At 55.6% G+C, this 26,466-nt stretch carries 23 protein-coding genes; 17 read left to right on the top strand and 6 right to left on the bottom strand.

Annotated elements, in window-relative coordinates:
- Positions 1–196: 196 nt before the first annotated feature.
- Entirely contained in the window at positions 197–1,366 is a 1,170-nt protein-coding gene (locus ALMA_RS07545) for a hypothetical protein (protein ID WP_148140292.1), read from the top strand.
- Between the two features lie 183 nt (positions 1,367–1,549).
- Here the strand turns inward: ALMA_RS07545 and ALMA_RS07540 are convergent, their stop codons facing one another.
- Together ALMA_RS07540 and ALMA_RS07535 are read right to left on the bottom strand one after the other, a co-directional pair.
- Positions 1,550–5,809 carry a DUF3418 domain-containing protein gene (locus ALMA_RS07540; protein WP_094727164.1) on the bottom strand — a complete coding sequence of 1,420 codons (4,260 nt, stop codon included), beginning with the start codon at positions 5,807–5,809 and terminating at the stop codon, positions 1,550–1,552.
- Between the two features lie 8 nt (positions 5,810–5,817).
- Positions 5,818–6,447 (bottom strand): class I SAM-dependent methyltransferase, encoded by a 630-nt coding sequence (locus ALMA_RS07535; RefSeq protein ID WP_094727162.1) that lies wholly within the window; start codon positions 6,445–6,447, stop codon positions 5,818–5,820.
- A 237-nt stretch (positions 6,448–6,684) separates the two neighbouring features.
- Here ALMA_RS07535 and ALMA_RS07530 point away from each other — a divergent pair, with 237 nt between their 5' ends.
- The 4 genes from ALMA_RS07530 to ALMA_RS07515 all read left to right on the top strand — a co-directional run bounded on the left by ALMA_RS07530 (position 6,685) and on the right by ALMA_RS07515 (position 11,853).
- Positions 6,685–7,650 carry a nucleoside hydrolase gene (locus ALMA_RS07530; RefSeq protein ID WP_086107108.1) on the top strand — a complete coding sequence of 322 codons (966 nt, stop codon included), beginning with the start codon at positions 6,685–6,687 and terminating at the stop codon, positions 7,648–7,650.
- A 52-nt stretch (positions 7,651–7,702) separates the two neighbouring features.
- Positions 7,703–9,058, top strand: a complete 1,356-nt coding sequence (locus ALMA_RS07525) for an MFS transporter (protein ID WP_094727160.1) — start codon at positions 7,703–7,705, stop codon at positions 9,056–9,058.
- Positions 9,059–9,163: 105 nt separating this feature from the next.
- Positions 9,164–10,759, top strand: a complete 1,596-nt coding sequence (gene hflX / locus ALMA_RS07520; RefSeq protein WP_094727158.1) for a GTPase HflX — start codon at positions 9,164–9,166, stop codon at positions 10,757–10,759.
- Positions 10,760–10,890: 131 nt separating this feature from the next.
- Positions 10,891–11,853, top strand: a complete 963-nt coding sequence (locus ALMA_RS07515; RefSeq protein WP_086107111.1) for an L-lactate dehydrogenase — start codon at positions 10,891–10,893, stop codon at positions 11,851–11,853.
- A 120-nt stretch (positions 11,854–11,973) separates the two neighbouring features.
- On the opposite strand, the gene lexA is transcribed toward ALMA_RS07515, so the two are convergent.
- Positions 11,974–12,810, bottom strand: coding sequence for a transcriptional repressor LexA (gene lexA / locus ALMA_RS07510; protein ID WP_094727156.1), 837 nt, complete (start codon positions 12,808–12,810; stop codon positions 11,974–11,976).
- Positions 12,811–13,020: 210 nt separating this feature from the next.
- Between lexA and ALMA_RS07505 the strand changes: the two genes are divergently transcribed.
- Together ALMA_RS07505 and nrdR are read left to right on the top strand one after the other, a co-directional pair.
- Positions 13,021–13,410 carry a LysM peptidoglycan-binding domain-containing protein gene (locus tag ALMA_RS07505; RefSeq protein ID WP_158520685.1) on the top strand — a complete coding sequence of 130 codons (390 nt, stop codon included), beginning with the start codon at positions 13,021–13,023 and terminating at the stop codon, positions 13,408–13,410.
- Positions 13,411–13,430: 20 nt separating this feature from the next.
- The gene (nrdR, locus tag ALMA_RS07500; RefSeq protein WP_086107114.1) at positions 13,431–13,886 is read left to right on the top strand and encodes a transcriptional regulator NrdR; all 456 of its coding nucleotides are present in this window, start codon (positions 13,431–13,433) and stop codon (positions 13,884–13,886) included.
- A gap of 32 nt (positions 13,887–13,918) precedes the next feature.
- Here the strand turns inward: nrdR and ALMA_RS07495 are convergent, their stop codons facing one another.
- The 3 genes from ALMA_RS07495 to ALMA_RS07485 form a co-directional block, all read right to left on the bottom strand.
- Complete coding sequence (locus tag ALMA_RS07495) at positions 13,919–15,001, bottom strand: LacI family DNA-binding transcriptional regulator (RefSeq protein WP_094727153.1); 1,083 nt, start codon at positions 14,999–15,001, stop codon at positions 13,919–13,921.
- Between the two features lie 151 nt (positions 15,002–15,152).
- On the bottom strand, positions 15,153–16,208 hold the full coding sequence (gap, locus tag ALMA_RS07490) for a type I glyceraldehyde-3-phosphate dehydrogenase (RefSeq protein WP_086107116.1): 1,056 nt from the start codon (positions 16,206–16,208) through the stop codon (positions 15,153–15,155).
- 122 nt (positions 16,209–16,330) lie between these two features.
- A complete protein-coding gene (locus ALMA_RS07485; RefSeq protein WP_158520684.1) occupies positions 16,331–17,137 on the bottom strand; it encodes a thiamine diphosphokinase in 807 nt (268 codons plus the stop codon).
- A 95-nt stretch (positions 17,138–17,232) separates the two neighbouring features.
- On the opposite strand from ALMA_RS07485, the gene msrB reads away from it, so the two are divergent.
- The 10 genes from msrB to ALMA_RS07435 all read left to right on the top strand — a co-directional run bounded on the left by msrB (position 17,233) and on the right by ALMA_RS07435 (position 26,275).
- On the top strand, positions 17,233–18,201 hold the full coding sequence (msrB, locus tag ALMA_RS07480) for a peptide-methionine (R)-S-oxide reductase MsrB (protein ID WP_094727149.1): 969 nt from the start codon (positions 17,233–17,235) through the stop codon (positions 18,199–18,201).
- A gap of 285 nt (positions 18,202–18,486) precedes the next feature.
- Positions 18,487–19,287, top strand: a complete 801-nt coding sequence (locus ALMA_RS07475; RefSeq protein WP_169712325.1) for an amino acid ABC transporter ATP-binding protein — start codon at positions 18,487–18,489, stop codon at positions 19,285–19,287.
- Between the two features lie 75 nt (positions 19,288–19,362).
- Positions 19,363–20,196, top strand: coding sequence for a glutamate ABC transporter substrate-binding protein (locus tag ALMA_RS07470; protein ID WP_094727147.1), 834 nt, complete (start codon positions 19,363–19,365; stop codon positions 20,194–20,196).
- 3 nt (positions 20,197–20,199) lie between these two features.
- Positions 20,200–20,901 (top strand): amino acid ABC transporter permease, encoded by a 702-nt coding sequence (locus tag ALMA_RS07465; RefSeq protein ID WP_094727145.1) that lies wholly within the window; start codon positions 20,200–20,202, stop codon positions 20,899–20,901.
- On the top strand, positions 20,898–22,013 hold the full coding sequence (locus ALMA_RS07460) for an amino acid ABC transporter permease (protein ID WP_086107121.1): 1,116 nt from the start codon (positions 20,898–20,900) through the stop codon (positions 22,011–22,013). Before ALMA_RS07465 ends, ALMA_RS07460 begins: the two co-directional genes overlap by 4 nt.
- 831 nt (positions 22,014–22,844) lie before the next feature.
- Complete coding sequence (gene infC / locus ALMA_RS07455) at positions 22,845–23,555, top strand: translation initiation factor IF-3 (protein ID WP_086107128.1); 711 nt, start codon at positions 22,845–22,847, stop codon at positions 23,553–23,555.
- The gene (gene rpmI, locus ALMA_RS07450; protein ID WP_086107123.1) at positions 23,548–23,742 is read left to right on the top strand and encodes a 50S ribosomal protein L35; all 195 of its coding nucleotides are present in this window, start codon (positions 23,548–23,550) and stop codon (positions 23,740–23,742) included. The genes infC and rpmI overlap by 8 nt, the downstream gene beginning before the upstream one ends.
- Positions 23,743–23,781: 39 nt before the next feature.
- On the top strand, positions 23,782–24,165 hold the full coding sequence (rplT, locus tag ALMA_RS07445; protein ID WP_086107124.1) for a 50S ribosomal protein L20: 384 nt from the start codon (positions 23,782–23,784) through the stop codon (positions 24,163–24,165).
- A gap of 112 nt (positions 24,166–24,277) precedes the next feature.
- Positions 24,278–25,237, top strand: coding sequence for a site-specific tyrosine recombinase XerD (gene xerD / locus ALMA_RS07440; RefSeq protein WP_094727143.1), 960 nt, complete (start codon positions 24,278–24,280; stop codon positions 25,235–25,237).
- Positions 25,238–25,261: 24 nt separating this feature from the next.
- Positions 25,262–26,275 carry a YeiH family protein gene (locus tag ALMA_RS07435; protein ID WP_094727141.1) on the top strand — a complete coding sequence of 338 codons (1,014 nt, stop codon included), beginning with the start codon at positions 25,262–25,264 and terminating at the stop codon, positions 26,273–26,275.
- The last annotated feature ends 191 nt before the right edge of the window (positions 26,276–26,466 follow it).

The following is a 26,466-nucleotide window of genomic DNA, read 5'->3' as shown; positions in this document are numbered from 1 at the left end:
CTTTTTGCTAATCGGCGCATTTTTTGAGGTTGGTACCTTGAAAAATGCGCCGATTAGCAAAAAGTAAAATATGGTGAGGGAAAACAATGGTGAATAACTTGCCATAAACGAAGAAAATGTGGATAAGTTTTCCACATCTGATAACAATTACTTCTCAGAGTAGACAAGAGAAGAATGTGTGATACAAACTGATGATATGACACGTGAATATAAGAACTACGTCGAGCTTACCCGGCTTGATGATAAGCAGGAACGGGCTTGTGCTCGTAGAAAAGTACGTAAAGGGTTACTTTGTGAACCTATGTTGGGGTGGTTCATTACTGCAGAGGCATGGACTGCGCTCCCGAAGGATAGACAGATAGTCGAGAAAATTCGTGCTGCAGCAGTGACTCATCCGAACGAGATACTTTCTGGAGTGTCAGCTGCAGCTATTCTTGGTGCTATCTTATGGCCACGGTTTCATCGACATGTTCACTTTGCGACGGATGAACATACATCCACGAGAAATGGCAAGATGAATGTTTATGTACGCCATTACGTTAAAGATTGTCGTAAAGATCTCTATAAGCGCGCGACACTGAATCCTGTATCCGCCGAGAAGTTATTAACCTATGATTCGTCTTATATGTACTGGCTGTATAAGCGTATCAGCGATGTAGCAGGAATAGTGTGTGGATTCCTTGTGACGAGTCCATTACAAACTATGCTTGACGTGGTACGCCAGATAGAGTTCGAATTTGCTTTAGCGGTCTGTGACACGTTAGCACGTTTGTATCACATTACCCGAGAACAGATAGACGAGTTTCTGACGAAGCGAGCTCGATGCAGAGGAATAGATTATGTGAGATATGTTCTCGGATTCATTCGCACAGATTCAGATAATGGTGGAGAATCATTTGCTCGTGCGCGGATGATTAAGGCTGGATTTGAAATACCGGAGTTACAAGTATCAGTAAGGAATCCTTTTTACTCTTCTCAGCGTGATAATAATCCCACACTACAAAATACAAAGACTGTCCGCGTAGACTTTATGTGGAAAGTACCAGGTTCTGATGGAAGAACGAGGTGTGTGGCTGCAGAGATGGATGGGAGAGACAAATATACAGATGCACGAATGCTCGTGGATAGTGGTGCTCAGGATGGGCTAGATGTACTTTTACGACAGCATGATCGTGAAGGAGCACTCACACTTTTGGGTATGACAGTTCTACGGTTTCAGTTTAGGGAAGCATATGAGAAGAATGGTGAATCGATGATTCTTAAGCTGCACAGATGTGGTATACCAATGGTTAGTAGTCAGGAACAAGACGAGAGAAGAAAATGGTTGATAGAGTATCCTCAAAAACATAGGCTGAAGTTTGAGTAAGCCGATGTGAGTCGGCTAATTTTTGCTAATCGGCGCATTTTTCAAGGTACCAACCTCAAAAAATGCGCCGATTAGCAAAAAGTAGGTAAAATACCGTTGACGTTTGAGACCTGGATTTATCCATGGGGGTTATATTTTAGCGACCCCGTCCAGCCCCGTCCAGCCCCGCCCAGAAGGCCAGCCCTACGCCGCCCCAGCCGCCTTCCGCAGCCGCTTCAGGCTAACCGGATACGCCGTCCCATACTCCTGCGCCCACAAGGACACGAGGAATTCTTCGTACATCCAGCGCACCTGCTCGGCCGCCACCACAGCAGCCTCATGCGCCGGCCCCGCGCCTGGTCCGGCAGCCACCCGCGCAGACACACGCGCCACCACAGCAGAGGCTTCATCCGCTTCCCAGGCCCATTGCACGTCGCGGTCGCGGTTCGTCTTCGCTTTCTCCACGCGCAGCACGTCGGCTTGAAGGTAACGCTTAATACGTGGCAGATAGTCGGCAGGCGTGGACCCGATAAACCCAGGTTCCATGAGCGCGGCGCTGTGCGTACGCACGGACTGCAGGACGGACAGCAGCGGCAGGTCAGCCTTTCCGCTCACCACGGTCTGCACGTTCGCATACGCGCGCAGAATGCCGATGACGTCATGCGCCACCTGGTACACGGTGTCCTCGAAGACGTTCACCATACCGGAGATGGCTTCGGCGAGTTCGGCGTCCGTGGTGATGGCGTCCACGGTCGGCATGAGCCGGCGCACGGCCGCACGCTGCATGTCCTCTATGGTCGCCTCCACGTTCGCGTACGGCGCGGTGGCCAGGACGAGCGCCTCCTGGCCGAGCCAGCGCGAGCGGATGCGGTCTGCCGGCAGGCGCAGGGTATCCAGAGCGCTCGACCATAGCATGTCGCGGCGCAGCTGATCCGTGGCGCCCGCGTTATGGAGCAGGTCGGCGCGCTGGACTTCGTGCCCCGCTTTGCGTGCTTTGACCGCTTGGCGCGAGATGCTCGCGTGCGCGGAGGCTTGCGCGCGTTCGCTGAACTGCTGCTGAAGCGCGCTGAGGTCTTTTCCTGTGGCCAATTTTTGCGCTGCGCGTCGTATCCGCCCGCGAGGACCGCACACGGGGTCAGATTCTACGGCGAAGTTCAGTCGTACAAATCCTGGCAAACGCTCGAGCTGGGCAGCACCGAAGTCTTCCGGGTGCAGCTGGGCATTCGTCACGCTGATGGCTGCCTGCGTGAAGGCATGCGTAAAGTCCGGTATATCCGAAACATCCAGAGCTTCACGAGATCCCGGAAGAGCAGGGTAGCGCTCGTCCAGCCACCTGCGGATGCGTGCAGCTGTGTCTGGCGCGGGGACGAATTGGACACGAAGAGCTTTCGGTAGGGACTTAATGGTCTGGATGATGAGATCATCGAGAATACCTGGCACATTCCACGTAAAGTCTTCTGGCTTCACGCGCAGTAGTGCAGACAGAGGGATGTGTACAGTGACGCCATCATCCTCTGCATGCGTGTCATACACATAGCTCAGATGCAGGGCGAAAGCAGTGCCATCTGTACCGCGCACATGCCACGTATCGGGATAGTCACTCAGATCCGTACTGCCAGACTCAGCCAGACGCTCCACCTTCGACTCGTCGAAGTCCAGCAGCTCAGGATTCGCATCATGCACACCCTTCCACCACTTCGCCAGCTCTGCTACGGAGGTCACCGTAGCAGGCAGGACAGAGTCGTAGAAGTCATACAGGTCTTCGTCGCTCACCACATCCGCGACCTGACGAGTGCGGTGGATTTCCTCACCAGCATCTTCGAGAACCTGGCGGTTCTTCTCCACGAAGTCATCATAGCTAAAGTGGCGAGTGATGTCTCCTTCTATGAGTCCCTGACGGATGAGGAGCTCACGCGCCTCAGCAGGATTAATGCGCCCCCACTGGACCTTTTTCCCTGTGATGATAGGCAGGCCATAGAGGTGGATAGTCGCCTCAGCCACTGCACTTCCCGAAGAGCCAGACCAGTGTGCAGGGCCGTAGGAGGTTTTCGTCAGGTCACGTGCCAGATCATATGCCCATTCTGGCTGGATGGCCGCACTCGTGCGCGCCCAGAGGCGTGAGGTCTCGACGAGTTCACTCGTCATGACCCAGGCAGGGGTCGTGGATGCCACGGCAGAGCCCGGGAACAGAGCGAAATGGGTGCCGCGGGCACCCTGGTACTCATTTTTCGCCATTTTAGCGGCCCGCTTCATAGCTCGAGCGCGCGCAGCGCCCTTGAGACCGGAAAATTGGGAAGCGTGCGGCTCGCGGATAACCTGCATGCCGAGGGAAGACAGCAGCCCAGCCAGCATGGACCGGTGGATAGACTCGCCGTCCCACGCGCAGGCGAGCGCGCCCGCGGCCTGCTGCGCGGACGGCAGAGCGAGGATCTCAGCAGACGGACGCTTCAGAGGCGTCACCGCGCCCACCTGCCAGCCCATGTCCGTGCACATCGTGCTGAGCTGCTGGTAGAGGTCTCGCCATTGGCGCATACGCAGGAAATTCACGAACTCCGCCTGGCACAGCTTCCTGAACTGCGAGCTCGACAGCTTCTCAGAACGTTCGAAAAAGTACGTCCACAGGTTCAGCGCGGTCAGGAAGTCCGAGTCAGCAGACACGAAACGCTTATGCACGCGGTCGGCCTCCTCGCGCTGATCCTCCGGACGCTCGCGCGGGTCCTGCAGACTGAGGAAGGCGACTACGGCGAGCACATTCGCGAGCGTATTCGGCGTGGTGCTGCTCGCCTCCACGATCATGCGTGCGAGGCGCACGTCGAGCGGAAGGCGGGCGAGCTGACGGCCTATTTTCGTGAGCGTGACGTCGGATTTTGAGGTCTCAGTCTGAGCGTTCTGCCCACGAGAGCGACCGCATCCGCGCCCAGAGCCGCGCCGGATGGCCTTCAGCTCGAACAGTTCATTAAAGCCGTCGCTGACCGCGCGCATATCCGGCGGATCGATAAAGCCGAAATTCGTCACATCACGAGCAGTGCGCGCCACGCCCACAGACAGCATCTGGAGAACGACGGAACCGAGCGAGGTACGCACTATCTCTGGGTCGGTAAAAACATCGCGAGACTCAAAGTCTTCCGAGGAATACAGGCGTATGGCTATGCCGTCGGCTATGCGCCCGCAGCGGCCAGAACGCTGGTTCGCGCTCGCCTGAGAGATAGGCTCGATAGGAAGGCGCTGCACCTTCGCGGTCTTCGAGTAGCGCGAGATGCGCGCAAAGCCAGGGTCTACCACATAGCGAATGCCCGGAACCGTCAGCGATGTTTCGGCCACATTCGTGGCGATGATAATGCGCTGATGCGCATGGTCTTCGAAGACTTTATGCTGGTCCTTCGCGCTCAGGCGTGCGTAGAGGGGGATTATCTCGATGGCGTCAGAGCGGTGCCGCGGAGCATCGGCTGCAGCGCGCGGCCCGAAAGCGCGGCGGATAGCCGTCTCGTACTCGCGGATGTCGCGCTCGCCGGCCGCGAAAACGAGGATGTCGCGGGCAGAGCTGACGCCTCGGCCGGCTGAGTGTCCGGCGGCGCTTCCGGCTGAAACACCGGCTGAAACACCGGCAGCCGAGCGGTCGTGCGAGGAGTGCACGACGAGCTGCGCGCAGGCGCGGGCTACGGCTGTGGAGACGGCCATGTCGTCGTCGAAGGCGGAGTCCGAGGAGTCTGCGATATCCGAGTCGCCCGCGTCCGCGTCCGCGCCTGAGGCGTCCGCGCCTGAGGCGTCCGCGCCTGAGTCGCCCGCGCCCGCCCCTGCGAACCGAAACTCGCTCAGGTTCCGCACGAGAGCAGGGGCAGAACCGACAGGCTCATAGATGACCTGCACAGGGAAGGTGCGTCCGCTCACCTCGATGACGGGCACGTCGGCGCCCACCACGGAAGAAAAATGTTCCTGGAACTTCTGCGAGTCTATGGTCGCCGAGGTGATGATGAGCTTGAGGTCGCGCCGGCGCACGAGGACGGTGGTGAGGTAGCCGAGCAGAAAGTCGATGTTCAGGCTGCGCTCGTGCGCCTCGTCGATCATGATGGTGTCGTAAGCGCTCAGCAGGGGGTCACGCTGAATCTGCGCGAGCAGAATGCCGTCTGTAGCGATGACCAGACGTGTGTGCGCGGAGCTTTCGTCGGTAAAGCGCACACGGTAACCTACCTGGTCGCCGAGTTTCGTGCGTGTTTCCTCGGCTATACGTTCGGCTACGCTACGCGCGGCTATGCGCCGAGGCTGCGTGACGATGATGCGCTTTCCATGCGTGCCGCGACCCATGTCCAGCAGCATTTTCGGAATCTGTGTGGTTTTACCTGAGCCGGTTTGTCCGGAGACGATGACCACCTGCGAGCTGCGGATGGCGTCCATAATTTCGGTGCGACTGCGACTGACAGGTAGCGCGTCCGGATAGGTGAAGTGAAGTTTTTTCTGTTCTGTCATGAATCCTGTTAGTGTCGTGTGACCTCGATAATGCGGTATCCCTTCGCGGACGCGTACTTCGTCGCGCTCAGCCCCTGGTCTCCGAGCTGGTCGTTCAGCCAGGCGATGAGTGGGTCTGCGCCGAGATGCTTCTGTACGACCAGATATGCGCGTCCCGTCTCGGGAGTGAGGCGTGGGAGGTATTCGAGTAGTAGCGCGTGTAAGGCCTCTTTACCGATGCGGATAGGAGGGTTCGACCAGATGGTGTCGAACGTGACGCCCTTCCATGCATCCGCCAGGCTTTCGCTCGTGCCTGCCGAGACGTGCGTGAGACCGGCTGTTTGAGCATTTTTTGTGGTCAATTCTACTGCTCGCTCATTGACATCTACACCCCACACGGTCGCATCCTGCGGAGCATCCGCGGCGAGTCCGAGAGTGATAGGTCCCCAGCCACAGCCTATGTCGAGCAGATTCGTGCCTTCAGGAGCTGGGGCGCGGTCGAGCAGTACCTTTGTGCCGAGGTCGAGGCGGCTGTTCGAAAACACACTGTTCGATACCTCTACTGTATAGTTTCGCCCTCGTATGGTCACGTCGAGAGTGGAGCGCACATCTTTCGTAGTCGGGTGAGCGCTAAAGTACTGTTCATTTGCTTGAGTCATATCATGGTATTTTACTCGGCGACGCGGATGAGTCATGCAGTCGTGGGCGCTGAGCGAAAAAGTGCGAAACGCACACGATGTCATTCGGTCGTGCTGTGTGCTACACTGGTCACGACAGTCTGGTTAAACGCTTAACCACTGGCGGATGTTTCTCAAGAAAGGGAACAAGCGCAGGATGAGCGAGAATTGACCAGAATAAAACGAAACGATATACAGAGAATAACGGAGGCTTTCGTTATGTCAAAGAAGATGATTCTCGACCTCGACACCGGCGTCGATGATGCACTGGCCATCGCATATGCGCTCGCCAGCCCAGAGGTAGAGCTGATAGGCATCACGGGCACATATGGGAACGTTCTCATGGATCAGGGGACGCGAAACTCGCTGGCCATTACAGACATCCTCGGCCACCCAGAAGTGCCAGTGTTTCGCGGGGTGGATCATTCGAGCACGAGCGAGCCAGGGTCCTTCGAAGTTCTCGAAATATCGAAATTTATCCACGGGGAAAATGGTATAGGCGATGTAGAGATTCCAGACTCTCCGCGCGTGGTAGAGCAGCAGGATGCTGTAGACTTCATCATCGAAGCAGCGCATACGTATGGTGAAGACCTCATTTACGTACCGACTGGTCCAGACACGAACATCGCAGCGGCGCTGAAGAAAGACCCTCAGATAGCCCATCTCATCGGAAGCATCGTCATCATGGGTGGAGCACTCACCGTTCCAGGAAATGTGAACGCGTGGACTGAAGCGAACATCTCCCAGGATCCTGAAGCGGCAGATTATCTCTTCCGTTCCGGGGCGAATGTGACCATGGTAGGACTCGACGTCACCCTGCAGACGCTGCTCACCTATGCAGATACCGCGAAGTGGCGTGCACTCGGCACGAAGGCTGCGAAGTTCTACGCGGATATGACGGACTTCTACATTAAGGCCTACGAGACTACATCTCCACATCTGGGTGGCTGCGGTCTTCATGACCCTCTGGCTGTGGCAGTGGCGGTAGACCCGAGCCTCGTGACCCTTCTGGACATAAACATGAAGGTGGATGTGGACGGGCCGACCCGTGGTCGCACCATCGGAGACGAACAGCGCATCACGGACCGTACGAAGACCATGAAGGTCGCTGTGGCAGTGGATGTGGACCGCTTCGTCGGCGAGCTGATGGACCGCATCGGCGCACTTGTAGCGAAAGCAAACTAAGAGAAGAGAAGTATAATGACGCAAAAAAAATGAATCTTCTGTAACACGTGAGATGACCAGCGATATGGCCGTGAAGGCTCTCATCCCGCTGCTCATCACCTTCATCCTCGGCACTCTGTGCCTGCAGGGTTTTAACCTCGTCTTCCAGCAGGTGGGCCAGGATGTGGGCGCAGCCGGTCAGGCCTCGCTCATCACGGCCATCCCGGGCATAATCCTCGGCATCGTCTGCTTCGTCTACGGCTCGCTCGGCGACTTCGTGTCTCTGAAAAAGCTCGTGACCATCGGTATCGTGACACTGTTCGTCGGATCTGTCTTCGGCTTCGCTGCCAGCTACTTCTTCACTCCGAACCTGTGGGTGGTCATCACTGCACGCGTCCTGCAAACTGCTGGTGAGCAGGTAGCAGGCTCGGCCTTCCTTGTGGTGGCCACGAAGTACCTGAAGAACTCGCTGAAGGTCGTCTTCTTCGGCCTGTTTACCGCGGGATATCAGCTTTCGGCAGCCATCGGCGTCTTCGCAGCTGGCTTCTTCAGCTCCATTCACTGGGCATTCCTCTTCCTCATTCCTACCGTGACTATCCTGCTTCTGCCAGTTTTGCTCGCGAACCTGCCGAACGCGTCTGGTACGGGCGAAAAGGTCGATGGCTGGGGCTTCGTCATCTTCGGTCTGGGCGCTGCATTCCTCGCTCTATTCTTCAGCTATCAGGCATGGTGGATGATAGTGGTGGCCATAGCCCTCTTCGGCTTCTTCGCGTACTACATTCATGTGGCGAAGCATCCGTTCGTCACTCCAGAGTTCTTCCATAATACGAAGTGGCTGACGGCTACCGGCTACGTTCTGCTTTTGTTCTTCCCGAACTACTTCTTCTCGCCGATGTTTAACTACGTGGCGACGAACGTGTACAGCCTCGATACGTCCACCGCGTCGCGCTACATCGTCTGGGGCTTCATCGTGGCGGCAGTGCTTGGGACGAGTTCCGGCTGGATTATCGGTAAGATAGGCCGCCATGCAGCGCTTCTTACCTCTATCTGCCTCATGGGTGGCGGTTTCGTGCTGGCTGGTTTTATGGTCAATTCTGGAATTCTGGCGCTCACCGCAGTCGGATGCATAGTCTACGCTGGCGCGGGGATGCTCTACTCGCCGACGGTCTCGCTGGTTCTCGGATCGCTTTCGAAGGATGAGTCCGGACGTGGTGTCGGTATGAATGACCTGGCCATGAACACTACGGCTTCTATCGGTATAGCCATTATGGGTACGCTCCTCGGCTCGAATGCGCTGAGCGGTTTTAGTGCCATCGGCGCTACAGGTGAGGCTGCGAATGCGTCGAACGTGTTCTTCTTCGCAGCTGCTGTCATCGTGGTGGGTCTGGTCGTGTACCTGGCGACGCATAAGAAGGTAGAAGCAGAGTAGGGACTTCCTTCTTACGCCTTCGGGTAAGCGCGCATGCTCGAGTACGGGTATGCGCGCTTATGCGTTACTATAGAGAAAGATTATTTCGTATACAGAAAAGGTGATATGGCAGTACAGACACATCAGTCATCCTCCTCTCATCAGGGGCAGGCAGCACATGCGCGAACGACGGCGTGGCATACGAACCGTCAGCGAGACAGCTTCGATGTGACCGATGAGCGTTCGGACATCCTCCTCGATGATCATGCTGGCGAAGTAGCAGCGCGTGGAGTTCAGGGGCTGACTGGCGAGCAGACCTGGGAAGAGCGCGAAGGGCGAAATAAGCTTCGTCACGTGGAGGGCTTAGGAGAACTTCAGGACATTACTGAAGTGGAATACCGTAAAGTGCGCCTCGAGCGTGTAGTCCTCGTGGGGGTATGGTCGAGCCGGGAGACCACTCTCCAGCAGGCAGAGGAGTCTCTGCGCGAGCTCGCCGCATTAGCGCGCACGGCTGGTGCTGAGATCATGGACGGCGTGCTTCAGCACCGCATGAAGCCAGATAAAGCGACTTACATAGGTTCGGGTAAAGCAGCTGAAGTGGCAGGAATAGTGGCCGCTACTGAGGCGGATACCATCGTGGTGGATGCGGACCTTCCTCCGAGCCAGCGCCGTGCTCTTGAAGATGTGACGAAAGTGCACGTGGTAGACCGTACTGCTGTTATCCTCGACATTTTTGCACAGCATGCCACGAGCCGAGAAGGTAAGGCTCAGGTAGAGCTGGCACAGATGGAATATATGCTTCCACGCCTTCGAGGATGGGGTGGAAGCCTGTCCCGTCAAGCAGGTGGACAGGCTGCCGGCCAGGCGGGTGGTATAGGTTCGCGAGGTCCAGGCGAAACGAAGATAGAGATGGACCGTCGCGTTATCCGCACCCGTATGGCGAAGCTCAGGAAGCAGATAGAACAGATGGCTCCGTCACGTGCTGTAAAGCGCGGTTCTCGTCACCGCAGCGGGATCCCCACTGTAGCCGTGGTGGGATATACGAATGCGGGAAAGTCGTCGCTTATTAACCGGCTGACAGGGTCGGAAGAATTGGTAGAAAATGCTCTCTTCGCCACGCTCGACACGGCAGTCCGCGCGGCGAAAACGGATGCCGGACGCAGCTTCACGTACGTGGATACCGTGGGCTTCGTGCGAAAGCTCCCCACACAGCTCGTCGAAGCGTTTAAGTCTACGCTCGAAGAGGTAGCGGAATCTCACGTCATCGTGCACGTGGTGGACGCCTCGCATCCGGACCCGTTCTCGCAGATCGATGCGGTAAATGACGTTCTCGAGGACATCGACTCCCTCGCAGGCATGCCCACCGTCATCGTATTTAATAAGATAGACCGCATCGATAGCGTGGCACTCAGCCGTCTCAAAGAGCTCGCGCCGGACGCCTTCTTTGTCTCTGCAGCCTCAGGTGAAGGACTTTCTGAGCTGAACGAGCACGTCCAGTCCCTGCTGCCGAAGCCGAGTGTGCGTGTGGATGCCGTGGTTTCCTACGCGGCGGGGGCACTACTGAGCCAAGCGCGCGAGAAGGGAAGTATTCTCAGCCTCGAGTACCTGAATGAGGGTGTGCATGTGGTGTGCGATGTAGACAGTGCTCTGGCGTCTGCGCTGCTCACCGCACGAGTGGAGGTGGACTCAGCACCTGGAGATGAGGGAGATGAGGGTGAGTGAGTTCTCTCACATTCTTCTTCAGACTGCTCGAGGAGCCTCACTTTCGTAGAGCGGTCTGAGTAAACTAGTATGTGCAATCTCGTTCAGGAACATATTCCTATCATGAAAATCCATGAAAGAAGGGTTCTATAATGGCAGTAACGCCAGTAAAGCCAACTAAGCTTGCTATCGTCGGTGCAGGCGCTGTAGGTTCGACTATCGCATTCGCAGCAGCACAGCGCGGCATCGCACGTGAGATCGTGCTCGAGGACATTAACCTCAAGCGCGTGGAAGCTGAAGTGCTCGACATGCAGCACGGTTCGAGCTTCTATCCTACCGTGTCCATCAGCGGTTCGGATGATCCAGAAATCTGCCGCGATGCAGACGTCATCGTCATCACTGCAGGCGCTCGCCAGCAGCCTGGCCAGAGCCGCCTCGAGCTGGCTGGTGCCACCATTAACATTATGAAGGCCATCATTCCGAGCCTCGTGAAGGTAGCTCCTAACGCTATCTTCATCCTCATTACGAACCCTGTGGACGTCGTCACTCAGGTGGCTCTGAAGCTTTCGGGTCTTCCAGCAAACCAGATGTTCGGCTCCGGTACGAACCTGGATTCCGCTCGTCTGCGCTTCCTCATCGCAGAGCAGACTGGTGTAAACGTGAAGAATGTTCACGCTTACATCGCTGGTGAGCATGGTGATTCTGAAGTAGCACTGTGGTCTTCTGCGACCATCGGTGGCGTTCCTATGCTCGAGTGGAAGGAACTCGCAGGTCACGCTCCTCTGACTGCAGACGTGCGCGAGCAGATTCACCAGGACGTAAAGAACGCTGCATATCAGATTATCGCTGGTAAGGGTGCGACGAACTACGCTATCGGCATGTCCGCAGTGGACATCGTCGAGTCCATCCTCAAGGATTCGAACCGCATTCTGCCAGTATCCTCCCTCCTGGATGACTTCCACGGAATCTCCGACGTGTGCATGTCTGTGCCTAGCGTCCTGAACCGTGAAGGTGTGGATACTCGCCTGAACACGCCTCTGAGCGACGACGAGCTAGCAGCTCTGACTCGTTCTGCTCAGACTCTGCGTGCTACTGCTGCTGAGTTCGGCTTCTAGTTTCTAGAATTCTTTCGTAGCAAAAGGGGCGTGACGTGCTGTATGCATGTCACGCCCCTTTTCGTATGACAGTCAATTCATTCTTTGTCAGGGCTGGTCTGTCTTCGCTCGCCGAGGCGTCTACAGCTTACGCAGGACTGTGACGACCTTTCCCATAATTCTGGCATGGGTGCCATCTATAGGGGAGTAAGCCGGATTATGCGGCATAAGCCACACATGGCCATTCTTATCCTGCTGGAAGGTCTTTACTGTGGCTTCATCGTCGAGAAGGGCTGCGACGATATCCCCATTCGTAGCAGTGGACTGCTCGCGCACGACGACGAAGTCTCCATCACAGATAGCTGCATCCGTCATAGAGTCTCCATGAACTTCCAGCATAAACAGTGTACCTTCACCAGTGAGGCGCTGTGGCAGACGCATGACGTCATCCACATGCTGTTCTGCAGTGATAGGTATGCCAGCTGCGATGCGACCTACGAGTGGAATATCGTGAGAAAGCGCGATGGATTCGCTCACCTCTTCAGGCTGAAGATACTGAGGAATCTGCTGGCCTTCTGGATGAGTTTGGGGGAATGCGTATATCTTCGCTGTCTGCCGTTCTTCAGCAGTTTCTGAGTGAGAGTACTGGTCTGTGTGGGCTTGGTCTGGTTGACCTTCCTTTTTTGTCTGTCCTGTCTGTGACTTCGCTGGTAAAAGCTCTATAGCGCGACCTTTTCGGGGGTTCACACGGATGAGTTCGTGCGTGACGAGAGACTGAACCTGATGCTTGACAGACGAGGAGCTTCGCAGGCCTACGAGGGCACCTATTTCGCGTAACGTAGGCGCAAAGCCGTGCTCGTCCACGTGTTTGCGGATAGCCTCATATACCTGATACTGGCGTGCTGACGTCAGGCCCAGGGCCTTAGCTTTTTGTGCTTCGTCTTCTGAAGCAAAAGAGTTAAGCGGGGTGGTAGTCATGACAGTCCTTCCATAGATGTCTCTAGTCTAGCGTGTTTCTTTGCTGAAAGCAAACAGATGTTCGAATGCGTGTCCTCGGATGGCGACACGCTAGGTGACAAGGTCGAACAGATGTGCGATACTTAGAACATACGTTCGATAGAACATATGTTCGACTTTTTTGTACGTCAAAGGAATGAGAAAACCGAGATGGGAAGTGAGGAGAGTGCTATGAGATCGATGATGGATGCCGGTAATGATGCCACGTATGCAGGCTCCCTGTATGTAGATGCGGATACTGCTGACGTGGATGATATGGGTACCGGGGTATTCGAAAACTTCCTGATGAGTGGACGCGGAGTCTTTACTGTCCTCGGGCTCGCTGTAGTGGTGCTGGTATGTGCTGTGGCGTTCATGCTTCCACAGGCTGCAGCGGATAATGGTGAGGACGAACTCGTGCGGTACACAGTACAGCCGCAGGAAACTCTGTGGTCTTATGCGCAGCAGGTTACTCCAGAAGGAGCTGATATATATGCGACTATGAAGCGTATAAAACGGATTAATCATCTCAGTAGTGATCAGCTTGTCGTAGGACAGACTCTGCTTGTGCCACAAGCCTAGTATCTGCTAGGGTTAGGGGTATGCATTGTCCTTTTTGTCAAAGTGAAGATACGAAAGTCGTCGATACTCGCGTGAGCGAGGATGGATACTCTATCCGCCGCCGTCGCGAATGTGTCGTGTGCTCGAAGCGCTTTACGACACAGGAGTCCATGGTTCTCATGGTCGTTAAGCGCGATGGAAGCTCTGAGCCTTTTAACCGGGAAAAGGTCGTATCGGGAGTGCGAAAGGCATGTAAGGGACGTCCTATCGAAGAAGAACTGCTCAAGCAGCTCGGCATTCATGTAGAGCGGGACCTCCGTTCGCGTGGCGTAGCAGAAGTGAAGGCTGAAGAAGTAGGGCTTGCTATCCTCGAACCACTACGCTTGCTGGATGAAGTAGCGTACATGCGCTTTGCATCCGTGTATCAGCACTTTAATTCCCTCGAAGACTATTCGAAGGCCATAGATCAGCTTCATGCTGCGCGTCTCCACGAGTAGCATCGAGTAGTATGAAGTAGTTAAACGATACACTACTGCGTTATGACAGAGTTCTTATCCACGAGTGAGCAGTGGATAAGAACGTCTCCCTCGCTGTCGAGTGGTGGGAGAGTAGCGCGTAGCGGACGTGGGCTTGTGGAGAAGTCCAGCTCCCGTTCTGGCTCTATCATGCTGATGAGCTTACATGCCGCCCAGTATCCCATTTCGTAGTGGGGAAGTTCTACGGTAGAAAGCTGAGGTTCGAGAGTCTCAGCGAAGATGCGATGGTTATCCACGCCGACCACACTGATGTCTTTTCCGATGGTCAGGCCGAGTCGAGCGGCAGTGTCATATACATACCACGCGCGGGCATCATTAAAGCAGAAAATGCCATCAGGATGCTGTGTCTCTATGAGTTCTCGCACACTGTGCAGAGCAGGACCATTATTCAAAACTGCTGTAACGAGAGAAGAATCGAAAGGCAAGCCAGCTTCTCGAAGTGCCTCTTTATATCCCTCGAGGCGTAATCCTTCGGCGAGCATCGGTTCGCTACATCCTACATAGGCTATGCGTGTGCATCCTGCGTGGATGAGCCGCATCGTCGCATCGTATCCTATGAGGCGCTCATCTGGAGCTATGCCAGTATGATGAATCTGGTTCGGTGTAGTACTGGATGCGGGATGTCCATCCGTAGCATTGACAAGCACGGTAGGGTAGTTCTGGAGTGACGACGGAACCTGCGCTTTTCTGTTTGACATTTCCGCGAGGAAGAAGCCATCCACGCCGTAGCGTTCGAGTGCAGATATCTCGGTTTCTTCTGAGGAACGAGGGTCGTCTGCTGAGACAGTCATAATCACATACCCATACTGGCTAGCCGCATCCTGAGCGCCTAAAATGATAGGTCCAGCGTATGGCGTGGTAGCCACTTCTTTACTGAGGAATCCGAGGATGTGAGTGTGGCTCGTTTTGAGGCTCCTGGCCATGAGATTAGGGCGGTACCCGAGGTCTCTGGCGACCTGACGAATCTGGGCAGCTACACGTGGCTTTATGCGGCCTTTATCACGGTTATTCAGAACGAGAGAGACTGTGGAGACGGACACTCCTGCTTGAGCAGAAATCTCTTTCATCGTCACCATATACGTCTCACCTCTCGTCTTCTCTCGGATCTCAGAAAAGTACTGTCACCCACTATACACGTCGGGTATGGCATACGAGTATACGAAAGCGGGGTGTAAAGCAGAAAATCTGCCCTACACCCCGCGTTCGTATGATTCTTAGAGCTCGGAACTACTCGTTAATCTCAGCGAAGTAGAGGAGGGTACGAATCATGTTGCAGGTGAAGCCATACTCGTTATCGTAGAATGCTACGGTCTGTACGAGCTGCTTGTCACCAGCGGTGTTCACTACGGTCTGGGTAGGGTCGAAGACACCACCGTGGGTGTCGCCGATGATATCCGAGGAGACGATGCCGTCACCGTTATAACCGTAGTACTCGCAGCCTTCGAAAGCTTCCTTAAACGCTGCGTTAATCTCATCAGCGGTGACCTTCTCGCGAAGCTGAGTGGTCAGCTCGGTGATGGATCCATCTGGAACCTGAACGCGCTGAGCGTGGCCCTGGAGCTTACCGTCTACGGAAGGAACGACCTTACCGATAGCCTTAGCTGCACCAGTGCTGTGAGGAATGGTGTTCACAGCTGCTGCACGGTTATTACGGCCAGACTTGTTACGTGGGCCGTCCAGAATCATCTGAGTGCCGGTGTATGCGTGGATGGTGGTCATGAAGCCTACTTCGATGCCCCACTTCTCGTCGAGGAGCTTCACCATAGCAGCCATGGAGTTCGTGGTGCAGGAACCTGCGGACACGATAGCGTCTGCTGGGGTGAGAATCTCGTGGTTTACACCATAGACGACGGTAGGAGTGGTGTCATCCTTAGCTGGAGCGGAGATGAGAACCTTCTTCGCGCCTGCATCCAGGTGAGCCTGGGACTTCTCAGCAGAGGTGTAGAAGCCGGTGCACTCGAGGACGTATTCCACGCCATCGTTTGCTACCCATGGGATATCCTTAGCGTCGCGCTCTGCGTACACTGGATATTCCTTGCCGTCTACCACGAGTGCGGTGTCCGTAGCGGAAATCTCATATGCAGTGCCATCGTCATGCTTGAATGGGCCCTGGCTGCTGTCATACTTGAGCAAGTAAGCCAGCATGGATGGGGTGGTCAGATCATTAATAGCAGCAACGTCGATGTCACCAGCTGCGCCGCCACGATTCTGCAGCTCGAGAATGCGACGGAATGCGAGACGACCGATACGGCCGAAACCGTTAATACCAATCTTTACTGTCATGTAATACTTCCTTATTTAGTGTGCCGTAACCCCGTGTAGAGTTACGAGCTCGGCTAAATGCCTACGCTCCCATTTTAATGCTCTGCCTGTACCGACACGACGAGCGGGCGGGTCATTTCGCCTTAAGCGACGTGCCGTCCTCGTTTAGCGCCCGCGTTAGGCTGGAGATAGGCTGACTTCTTTTGGGTCAATTGACCAAAATCTGCGCTGTCCACAGGCGGAACGCGGCTCTCCACACGCGGGGTAGGCGCCTCACTCGGGTAGATGACGAGCAGTGCGCCGCCGTCTACGGATATCTCAGCAGGCGTATCGGGCAGAAATTCGTTACTCAAGCCCATCGGCTCGAGGTTCGAAAACTCTACATCGTCCACGCAGTACTTCAAGCCCGTAATGCTCACGTGCGCGCAGACGGAAGAGTGAGCAAAAACAGACAGCGGACGCCCGGCGGCTACGTAGCCAGCCGGAAAAGTCATCGTCGCATCCTGAATCACGGTAGTAATCACATGGTCGCCATGCAGAAACGCCACGCCACCAGCAGTAGCTATCTTCGCCGCCGTCTGCAGATTCGCGATGCTATGGTCCATACGCCCACCGAAGACTCCATAAAACTCAAACTCGCGCATACCCAGCGCCCACGCGTGCTTCACGGCTGCCAGCATATCCGAGTCATCCTTCTCGGATGGAAGCGCGATGACGTGGGGAGCGAGGTCCAGTTCGTCACGCTCCTGAATGGAATCCATATCTCCCACGAGCGCGTGCGGCTCTATCCCGAGCGACATCACGTGGTCGTATCCGCCATCTGCAGCGATGACGTAGGCTTGGGGAGGAACGAAAGGCATCTCCTCGTAATACTCGCCTGCGCCGAAGATGATGGCGCGGCGGTATTTAGCTAATAGTAAACCGTCCGAATCATTCGTGCTTTTACTCATGGGTACTACTATACTTTCACCTATAGCTCGAGCTGGTGGGGCGCGAGCATGAATCAAGCATGAACTGAACATGAACTGGACATAAAGGAGTGGGCATGGCAGAGACGAACGTGGTCTATGTGGCAGGTGGATGCTTCTGGGGTATGGAAGAGTACTTTCATAAGGTAGACGGTGTCGTAAAAACGACCGTAGGATATGCGAACTCGCGCGTGGAGAACCCGAGCTATGAGCAGGTATGCACGGGAGCGACGGATGCTGTGGAAGCCGTGCGAGTGGAGTATGACCCATCGCGCGTGTCCTTGCGCGTGCTGACGCTGCTTTTCCTCGACGTCATCGATCCGTGGAGCGTGGACCGTCAGGGGCATGACGTGGGACGTCAGTACCGCACGGGGCTCTACCTCGGTGGACCGGGGGTGGATGCGGATGACGTGGAAGCACAGCGTGAGACCTTCACGACCGCGCTCGCACAGCTCGAGCGCCGCGAGCAGAAGGACAGTGCTGTGGAAGTGGTCTCTCTCGAGAACTTCTACCCAGCAGAGGAGTACCATCAGGATTATCTCATCAAAAATCCTACGGGATACTGCCACATCTCCGTGCAGGCCATGCTGCGCGTGCCACAGCGCCAGAAGTACATAGAGCGCATCTGGGAGCTCAGTAACCTCAGCTACCAGGTGACGCAGAATGCCGATACCGAGCGGCCTTTCGCGAACGAATATGATGCGACGTTCGAGCCGGGGATTTATGTGGACATCGTCAGCAGGAAGCCGCTGTTCGTCTCCACGACGAAGTTCGACTCCGGCTGCGGCTGGCCGTCCTTCAGCAAGCCTATCCATAATGATGACCTCGTGGAAGTAGAGGACTACTCACTCTTCGGGCGTCCTCGCATAGAAGTACGGGCGAAGGACAGTGGCATTCACCTCGGCCACGTCTTTACGGATGGTCCGAAGCAGATGGGAGGCCTGCGCTACTGCATGAACTCCGCCTCCCTGGACTTCGTGCCGCTCGAACAGATGGAGGAGCAGGGGTATGCTGAGCTGATTCCTCTCGTGCTGGAGGGGGAGTAGAGGGGGGGGAGTAATCCTCTAAAAATTTACCTCGCGAGTTTTTTGCATATCGTGCCGCGGCGGTCTGTGAGGCCTCCGCGGCCTTGTTTTGTGAGGTGCCGCGGCGGTACTGGACTGCATTTTCGGGCTCGTACCTTCCACGGCACGGAATGCAAAAAACTCGCGAGGTGTCTTTTTTTCAGCCGTTTAACATAGATGTTACATAGCTTTTATGTCTTCATAACCCCCTGTCTGTAGAATGGAATGACACGAATAGAGATGAGATACAGACTGAAGGAGGAGAGCATGGCTACAGAAATCCTTAATAGTGTGCATATACACCGCAGTGTTCACGTGGGAGATAACATAGAAAACCCACTCGTGGAGCTGAGCCACGTGGAAAAGCACTATGGAGACCTTCACGTGCTGAAGAATATAAACCTGAAGGTGGGAAAGGGCCAGGTGATGGTGGTTCTCGGACCATCGGGCTCGGGTAAGTCCACCATGTGCCGCACCATTAACCGCCTCGAGACCATCGACTCTGGCGTCATTCGCATCGATGGTGAAGTGCTCCCTGCAGAAGGTCGCGACCTGGCGAACCTGCGCGCAGAAGTGGGCATGGTGTTCCAGCAGTTTAACCTGTTCGCGAATAAAACTATCCTCCAGAACGTAACCCTTGCGCCGATGCGTGTACGTCACATGTCGAAGCGCGACGCAGAGGATGAGGCTATGGAGCTTCTGGCGCGTGTGGGTGTGGATTCCCAGGCGCAGAAGATGCCATCCCAGCTCTCTGGTGGCCAGCAGCAGCGCGTGGCCATAGCGCGCGCACTCGCCATGCATCCGAAGGTGATGCTTTTCGACGAGCCGACCTCGGCTCTCGACCCAGAGATGGTGAACGAAGTACTGGACACCATGACACAGCTCGCACACGAAGGCATGACCATGATTTGCGTGACCCACGAGATGGGCTTCGCACGTCAGGTGGCAGATAACATCGTCTTCATGGCGGACGGTAAGATCCTCGAAGCGGGCTCTCCGGAGCAGTTCTTCGAGAATCCGCAGACTGACCGCGCGAAGGACTTCCTGTCGAAGATCCTCAAGCATTAACAGAGCAGAGGAGACGCTCTGAAAGAGGAGCGAGAATTGGCAGTAAAACCAGAGGAACGAGACAGAAGAAACGACATGACGAAACTTTTAGCGAAAACTGCAGCCGCCGTGCTCGCCGCAGTCAGTGTCCTGTCACTGGCAGCGTGCGGGTCGAGCAGTGCGGACAGCAGCGACCATAAGATTACTATCGGTATCAAGTTCGACCAGCCAGGCGTGGGCTTTAAGAAGGGCGGCACGTACACCGGCTTCGACGTATCCGTGGCGCGCTACATCGCGAACCAGCTCGGATACAAAGATTACGAAATCGTGTGGAAGGAAGCGCCATCGAAGCAGCGCGAAGCTATGCTTCAAAACAGGGACGTGGACATGATCCTCGCATCCTACTCCATCACGGACGACCGTAAGAAGACGGTAGACTTCGCGGGCCCGTACCTCGTAGCCGGTCAGGACCTGCTCGTGCGTGCGGATAACACGACCATCCAGGGGCCGGAAGACTTGAACGGAAAGCGCCTGTGCTCGGTGACGGGCTCCACCTCGGCCGTGGTCATTAAAGAAAAATACTCGAACCAGGTCCAGCTCATGGAGCAGCCGAGCTACGCGGAATGCGCCACTGCTCTCTTCTCCGGCATCGTAGACGCGGTGACCACGGATAACATCATCCTCGCGGGACTCGCGTCGAACTCGCGCGGACGCCTCAAGCTCGTGGGTAAGCCATTTACCCAGGAATACTACGGTGTGGGCATCCATAAGGGAGACCACGACCTCGCGAAAAAGATAAACGCGGCCATTAATAAGATGATCTCCACGGGAGACTGGGAGCAGGCCATCGAGGAAAACACGCAGGGAACCGGCTTCACGCCAGACCCAGCGTATAACCCGCCGACCGCGAACGAAGGGGAGGGGAACTAAGCCATGACTGGATTCTCGTCTACGAACCTTTCGGAGTTCTTCTCACTGTTCACCGAGTATGACATTCTCGGTGCATTCTGGGTGAATATCCGCCTGACCTTCTGGTCAGCCGTCATCGCCACGGTGCTCGGCATCGTGCTCATCATCATGCGCATCAGCCCTATCTCCTCGCTGCGCGGATTCGCAGCCGGATACTGCGAGTTCTTTAAGAACATGCCGCTGACCATCATCATGGTGTTCATGGTGCTCGGCGTGTTCGGACAGCTGAAGATCAGCTTCTCGGACACTTTCACCATAAACTTCTTCTGGCTGGCCGTCACGGGTCTGGGCGTCTACACAGCTGCCTTCGTGTGCGAGTCGCTTCGAAGTGGTATAAACACCATTCCTGTGGGTCAGGCCGAGGCCTCGCGCGCACTGGGCTTAAGCTTCATGCAGTCTGCCACGCAGATCATCCTGCCGCAGGCCATCCGCGGTGCCGTGGCTCCACTGGGTAACACGCTCATCGCTCTGCTGAAGAACTCGACGGTAGCGGCGGCTGCATCCGTAGCCACGGAGACCTCGAGCCTCATGAGCACGATGATCGAGTTCCATTCGGAGCACATCATCGGTATCTTCCTCATCTTCGCGGTGGGCTACCTCATTCTCATTATTCCTATCGGTCTTCTGACCACATATCTCTCGAACAGACTGGCGGTGCGTCGATGAACTCGAATGATTCTACTACGAAGCTTCTCTTCGATGAGCCAGGCCCGAAGGGTAAGCGCCTTATCCGCATTATGAACTGGATAGCGGGAGCAGTACTCATCGCGCTCGCTGTGGTGATTCTGGCTCGTTTGGCGAATCCTCCGCAGGGCGAGAACCAGCTGTCCTGGGACCTGTGGAAGCCTGCTCTGGATACGGAAGCCTGGACGGACTTCTACCTGCCTGGTTTGGGGCTTACTTTAGGGGCTGCGGCTGCCGGCATCGTCGGCTCGCTGGTCTTCGGACTCGTCTTCGGCGTGCTGCGTTTGCTGCCGAATCCGTACATTCGGTTCGTGGCGGCTATCATCATCGAGTTCTGTCGCGCGGTTCCGGTGCTCATTATGATGGTCTTCTTCTGGCGCTGGTTCGCGGCTGTGGGCATTCGTCAGGCGTCCTACTTCGCCGTCGTCCTCGCTTTGATTTTGTACAATGGCTCGGTTATCGCGGAGCTCGTGCGTTCTGGCGTGGGTAATCTGCCGGGCGGTCAGCGTGAGGCGTCCCTCGCTTTAGGCTTGACCCGCACGGAGTCGCTCATGCAGGTCGAGGTTCCTCAGGCAATTTTCGCGATGCTTCCAGCGACCGTGACCCAGCTCGTGGTCGCTTTGAAGGATACCGCACTGGGATCCATCATCCTGTATACCGACCTGCTCCAGGAGTCCAGGAGACTCGGATCCATGTACTTTAACATTCTGCAGACGCTGGCCGTGTCCGCGGTGGTGTACTTCGTCATCTGCTGGATAGTCTCGCGTATCGCAGAAGCTATGCCAGCCTGGATGGCGAACCGCACATCTGGTCCTGTGGAAGAAGAAGTGGTGCCACCTATCGCTGTGATGGATGCGACGAACCGTAACCAGATTAAGGCTGCGAAGACTCCACGTCCATTCGGCGGTGCAGAGCCGGTCTACCCAGACCACTACCACGGCTCGAATGCGCATAACGAGCACTGGCTGCATAACCACTATGTAGAGCAGGAAAACCTCGAACATCCACACGACTACGCGCAAGAAATCACGCAGGAAATCAAGAAAAACATGGAACACCTGCGCCTTCCACAGAGGAAGGAAAAGAAGAAGTAGCCGTAGTACTGGCGTAGAGGATACGCCCCCCAATACGCCCAAATTGAAGATTGAATACAGAAGTCCCCTCTGCACAAGATTGCGGAGGGGGCTTCTGCGTATAGTGGCTGGTTTTCGAGTTATGCTTCGTGCAGGCGCCGCGGTTTTGCCACAATGTATTATGATGTGTCGTCCCGAAAAACCAACAAAACAAAAGGCACATCACCCCCTACACGTTACCGCTTCACTTCGCGAATATCACGCAAGAAACACCAATCGCCCGAACGACGGCAACGCCTCGTAACGGTGCCCATGTATGCAATTGCTTCCGCTCGCGTCATAAATGTGGTAGCATTAAACCATTGCCCCTCGCGAGGGTTGAAAGATGTAAAAGTAATGCGAACCATGTTCATCTTGCTTTTCAAAGAGTGAAGGCAGTCCGTACGAATGAAATGCCTTCACGTGTACGTTGCACACGCGTGCAATGCCCTGCCGCTCGCGCGGTAAGAATCGCACCCCCCGCCGTTCGCGATGAGGGGCATTTTAATCCTTTTTGCAAGAGCGCACAATCGCTTAGATGTGCGATGAACACGCAAACACGCGCACATCCCTACATCCACTCCCACTAAGTCACCCCTTGTGATACCATAAGTAAGGCTTGAGAAATCAAGAAAGTGGAATTTCCCACCTGGAAGTTTTGTATGACTTCGGGTTCAGACTTAGGTCACCATAGGTACGTGCACCTAAGTGTATGGAGGCGAAAGCAGAAATGCCGTGCACCTTCATGCCGCATGTACATAGGGAGACAGGGGTCTCTGGGATGTACCCACGCATAGTTTTACGAATGGAGACATCATTACAGAACCACGTATTAACGATGAGATTCGTACGCCGCAGCTGCGCTTGATCGGCCCTAAGGGCGAACAGGTGGGCGTGGTCGCTACGTCCGTCGCTCTGAACCTCGCTCGCGAAGCGAATTTGGATTTGGTGGAAGTGGCGCCGAACGCTAAGCCGCCGGTGGCTAAGCTCATCGACTATGGTAAGTACAAGTATAACGAAAAGATTAAGGCCCGCGAAGCTCGCCGTAACCAGAGCACTGCCGAGGTGAAGGAGATTCGCTTCCGCCTTAAGATAGACGACCATGATTTTGAGGTAAAGAAGGGTCACGTCACTCGCTTCTTGAATGGTGGAGACAAGGTAAAGGTCACCATCATGCTGCGCGGACGTGAGCAGTCTCGTCCTGTGGGAGGCGTCGAGCTTCTTCAGCGTCTGGCTGAAGAAGTCGAGGAGTTCGGCTCCATCGAGTCGCGTCCACGCCAGGATGGCCGTAACATCATCATGGTGCTCGCACCAAAGGGTAAGAAAGTTCAGACCCAGTCTGAGCAGCGCCGTCGCGGTGCCGAGTCTCGTGCAGAGCGTCAAGCACGTCAAGCCGCTCGCCTGAATGCTAAGCGTGAAGCCCAGGCTACAGCAGTAGCCGAAGCGGAAAGCAAGGTAGCAGGCGCAACTGCGAACAAGACTTCTTCCCAGAAGACGACAAGCAAGGAGGGCAGTAATGCCTAAGATGAAAAGTAACTCCGCTGCATCTAAGCGAATCCGCGTAACTGGTTCCGGAAAGCTCATGCAGGCTGGTTCCTCTATGCGTCATAACCTGGAGCACAAGAGCGCACGTAAGCGTCGCGCTCTGAAGGCAGACCAGGTGCTGGCACCAGCACAGAGCAAGAAGCTGAAGGATATGCTCGCTAAGTAAGCGTGCGTTTGGATTTAATTAGAAAGTAGAGGATCTACTATGGCACGTGTAAAGCGCGCAGTTAATGCTCATAAGAAGCGTCGTGTTGTTCTCGAACGCGCTAGCGGTTACCGCGGTCAGCGTTCTCGCCTGTATCGTAAGGCGAAGGAACAGCTCCTTCACTCCTTTAATTACAATTTCCGCGACCGTAAGGCACGTAAGGGCGACTTCCGCAAGCTGTGGATCACCCGTATTAACGTGGCTGTACGCGCAGAAGGCATCACCTATAACCGCTTCATTCAGGGTCTTCGCCTGGCAGGCATCGAACTCGATCGCCGCGCTCTGGCAGAGCTCGCTGTAAGCGATGCAGATACCTTCAAGGCTATTGTCGAGCAGGCTAAGGCAGCACTTCCAGCTGACGTAAACGCTCCAGTTGAGGCTTAAGTAAGACATTACTTGGCTTAACCTGTAAGCTTAAACGATACGACCCCTGTGCACTCCTCCCAGCGAGGATAGCACAGGGGTCTTTCGCATAATGCGTGCTATCCTATAACGTATGCCGCACACAGAACAGACCGCATATAGCAGGTATCTCGACCAGTTTCTCGTCCACATATCCGTGGAACGAGGACTCTCCGACGCGACGTCGCGTGCCTATGCGGCAGATATCCGTACCTACACGCGCTGGCTGACGGAGCGTGGCATCCACGAGCCGAAAGAGATCACCACCTCAGACATCGAGCTCTACGTTACTGACCTCGGCCTGCAGGGGCAGAGTGCGCGCAGCATAGCGCGACGCATAGCCTCCATTCATGAATTTCATAAGTTCCTCCTCGCAGAAGGACGTACCTCACACGACCCTTCCGCACCCATCACACCACCGAAAGCAGCGTCACAGCTTCCCGAAGCTCTCACCATCGAGGAGGTTTTCGCCCTCATCCATGCCACGCATACGGACACTCCAGAAGAGCAGGCCACAGCTGACCCTATACGGCTCAGAGACAGAGCGCTCCTCGAGTTTATGTATGCCTCCGCTGGTCGTGTCTCTGAGATAGTGGGGGCGAACCTCGCGGACATAGATTTCGACGAGCGTGTGGCACGACTCATCGGTAAAGGCGATAAGCAGCGCCTCGTTCCGCTCGGCTCGTACGCGTGTGATGCCCTGCGCATCTACCTCGAGCATGCTCGTCCCGCGCTTCAAGCGAAGGCAAACGCAAAGACCGCGCCCCCAGAGACGCACGCCATTTTTCTGAATAAACGCGGCCGGCGCCTTTCTCGGCAGAGCGTTTGGGAGATAGTGCGTACCTATGCTGAAGCTGCTGGCATTCGCAAGAGTATTCATCCACATACGCTGCGTCATTCCTGTGCTACGCACCTCATCCAGGGTGGGGCAGACGTGCGCGCGGTGCAGGAGCTTCTCGGCCATGCATCCGTGACCACCACGCAGATCTACACACATGTGACCCCGCAGGCTCTCATGGAAAGCTACCTGCTGTCGCACCCGCGCGCGAAGTAGGACCACGCTACTACCATAAACTCTATGAGAAAAGTAGAAGAACTCCTCCCTGGCCTCGCCATCAGTGCGGGCATAGCCGTCGTCGCATGGTTTCTCGGCCGTCAGCTTCCGCTCATCGGCGGGCCCATTGTAGCTATCATCCTTGGCATGGTCATCACGCTTGCATGGACGCATAAGGGGCGCGCGCAGGCGGGCATCAGCTTCACTTCGAAGTATGTGCTGCAGACTGCGGTAGTGCTTCTCGGTTTCGGGCTGGACCTCGGCGTCGTCGCGCGCACCGGCTGGATGTCTCTGCCCATCATCGTGGTAACCATTTCCACTGCGCTTATTCTCGCGTGGGTCATGTCCCGCGTTCTGCACATGGCCTCGAATACCGCGACTCTCATCGGCGTCGGCTCGTCTATTTGCGGTGGCTCGGCCATCGCGGCTACAGCTCCTGTGATTAAGGCGAGCGATGACGAGGTGGCACAGTCCATTTCGGTCATTTTCCTCTTTAATGTTCTGGCAGCGCTGCTTTTCCCGCTTCTCGGACATGCGCTGGGCATGAGTACCACGAGCGGCGAGGTATTCGGCATTTTTGCGGGTACTGCGGTGAATGATACGTCGTCCGTGACAGCAGCGGCGTCCACGTGGGATACCATGTGGCATCTGGGTTCGGCCACGCTGGATACGGCTGTAACGGTGAAGCTCACACGTACGCTGGCCATCATCCCCATCACGCTCGCGCTGGCTTTTCTGCGCCGCGATGCTGGGACGTTCAGCGTGAAGCGCGCGTTTCCGAAGTTTCTCGCATGGTTTATCCTGGGGTCAATTCTCACATCTCTACTCCTATCTTTCGGTGTATCGCCGGCCGTCTTCGTACCGCTGAAAGAACTGTCGAAGTTTTTCGTCATCATGGCCATGGCTGCAGTGGGGCTGAATAGTAACGTGATCCAGCTCGTGAAGACGGGTGGTAAGCCACTGGTGCTTGGCGCTGTGTGCTGGGCCGGCATCACCGTGGTGGCCGTGGTGCTGATGGAAGGATTGGGCATACTCTAAAAGCAAACGAGTGCATTATGGGGATGCGAACGCGGCGCGACACGCGGACGCATCCCCTTATTTTAAGCCGAAAATGGTATAAAGCGAGGTGCGAACGTTTGCAAAAAACTGCAGAAAGGTGCATAATAAAACTAAACCTAACTCAGGGCGTCGTTCGCAGCAGATGACGTCTGAATGATAGAAAGAGAGGT

Origin of the sequence: Alloscardovia macacae (assembly GCF_002259705.1) — a bacterium.
Classification (GTDB): Bacteria; Actinomycetota; Actinomycetes; order Actinomycetales; family Bifidobacteriaceae; genus Alloscardovia; species Alloscardovia macacae.
This window is presented reverse-complemented; position numbering and strand designations above follow the sequence as displayed.

Bases quoted from the DNA above. Each gene is read 5' to 3' on its own strand.
- ALMA_RS07505 (WP_158520685.1), top strand. From the start codon at position 13,021: ATGAGATCGATGATGGATGCCGGTAATGATGCCACGTATGCAGGCTCC.
- ALMA_RS07485 (WP_158520684.1), bottom strand. From the start codon at position 17,137: ATGAGTAAAAGCACGAATGATTCGGACGGTTTACTATTAGCTAAATAC.
- ALMA_RS07475 (WP_169712325.1), top strand. From the start codon at position 18,487: ATGGCTACAGAAATCCTTAATAGTGTGCATATACACCGCAGTGTTCAC.
- ALMA_RS07495 (WP_094727153.1), bottom strand. From the start codon at position 15,001: ATGGTGACGATGAAAGAGATTTCTGCTCAAGCAGGAGTGTCCGTCTCC.
- xerD (WP_094727143.1), top strand. From the start codon at position 24,278: ATGCCGCACACAGAACAGACCGCATATAGCAGGTATCTCGACCAGTTT.
- ALMA_RS07525 (WP_094727160.1), top strand. From the start codon at position 7,703: ATGACCAGCGATATGGCCGTGAAGGCTCTCATCCCGCTGCTCATCACC.
- rpmI (WP_086107123.1), top strand. From the start codon at position 23,548: ATGCCTAAGATGAAAAGTAACTCCGCTGCATCTAAGCGAATCCGCGTA.
- ALMA_RS07465 (WP_094727145.1), top strand. From the start codon at position 20,200: ATGACTGGATTCTCGTCTACGAACCTTTCGGAGTTCTTCTCACTGTTC.
- ALMA_RS07530 (WP_086107108.1), top strand. From the start codon at position 6,685: ATGTCAAAGAAGATGATTCTCGACCTCGACACCGGCGTCGATGATGCA.
- ALMA_RS07470 (WP_094727147.1), top strand. From the start codon at position 19,363: ATGACGAAACTTTTAGCGAAAACTGCAGCCGCCGTGCTCGCCGCAGTC.
- msrB (WP_094727149.1), top strand. From the start codon at position 17,233: ATGGCAGAGACGAACGTGGTCTATGTGGCAGGTGGATGCTTCTGGGGT.
- hflX (WP_094727158.1), top strand. From the start codon at position 9,164: ATGGCAGTACAGACACATCAGTCATCCTCCTCTCATCAGGGGCAGGCA.
- ALMA_RS07545 (WP_148140292.1), top strand. From the start codon at position 197: ATGACACGTGAATATAAGAACTACGTCGAGCTTACCCGGCTTGATGAT.
- ALMA_RS07515 (WP_086107111.1), top strand. From the start codon at position 10,891: ATGGCAGTAACGCCAGTAAAGCCAACTAAGCTTGCTATCGTCGGTGCA.
- ALMA_RS07435 (WP_094727141.1), top strand. From the start codon at position 25,262: ATGAGAAAAGTAGAAGAACTCCTCCCTGGCCTCGCCATCAGTGCGGGC.
- ALMA_RS07460 (WP_086107121.1), top strand. From the start codon at position 20,898: ATGAACTCGAATGATTCTACTACGAAGCTTCTCTTCGATGAGCCAGGC.
- ALMA_RS07535 (WP_094727162.1), bottom strand. From the start codon at position 6,447: ATGACTCAAGCAAATGAACAGTACTTTAGCGCTCACCCGACTACGAAA.
- ALMA_RS07540 (WP_094727164.1), bottom strand. From the start codon at position 5,809: ATGACAGAACAGAAAAAACTTCACTTCACCTATCCGGACGCGCTACCT.
- gap (WP_086107116.1), bottom strand. From the start codon at position 16,208: ATGACAGTAAAGATTGGTATTAACGGTTTCGGCCGTATCGGTCGTCTC.
- rplT (WP_086107124.1), top strand. From the start codon at position 23,782: ATGGCACGTGTAAAGCGCGCAGTTAATGCTCATAAGAAGCGTCGTGTT.
- nrdR (WP_086107114.1), top strand. From the start codon at position 13,431: ATGCATTGTCCTTTTTGTCAAAGTGAAGATACGAAAGTCGTCGATACT.
- lexA (WP_094727156.1), bottom strand. From the start codon at position 12,810: ATGACTACCACCCCGCTTAACTCTTTTGCTTCAGAAGACGAAGCACAA.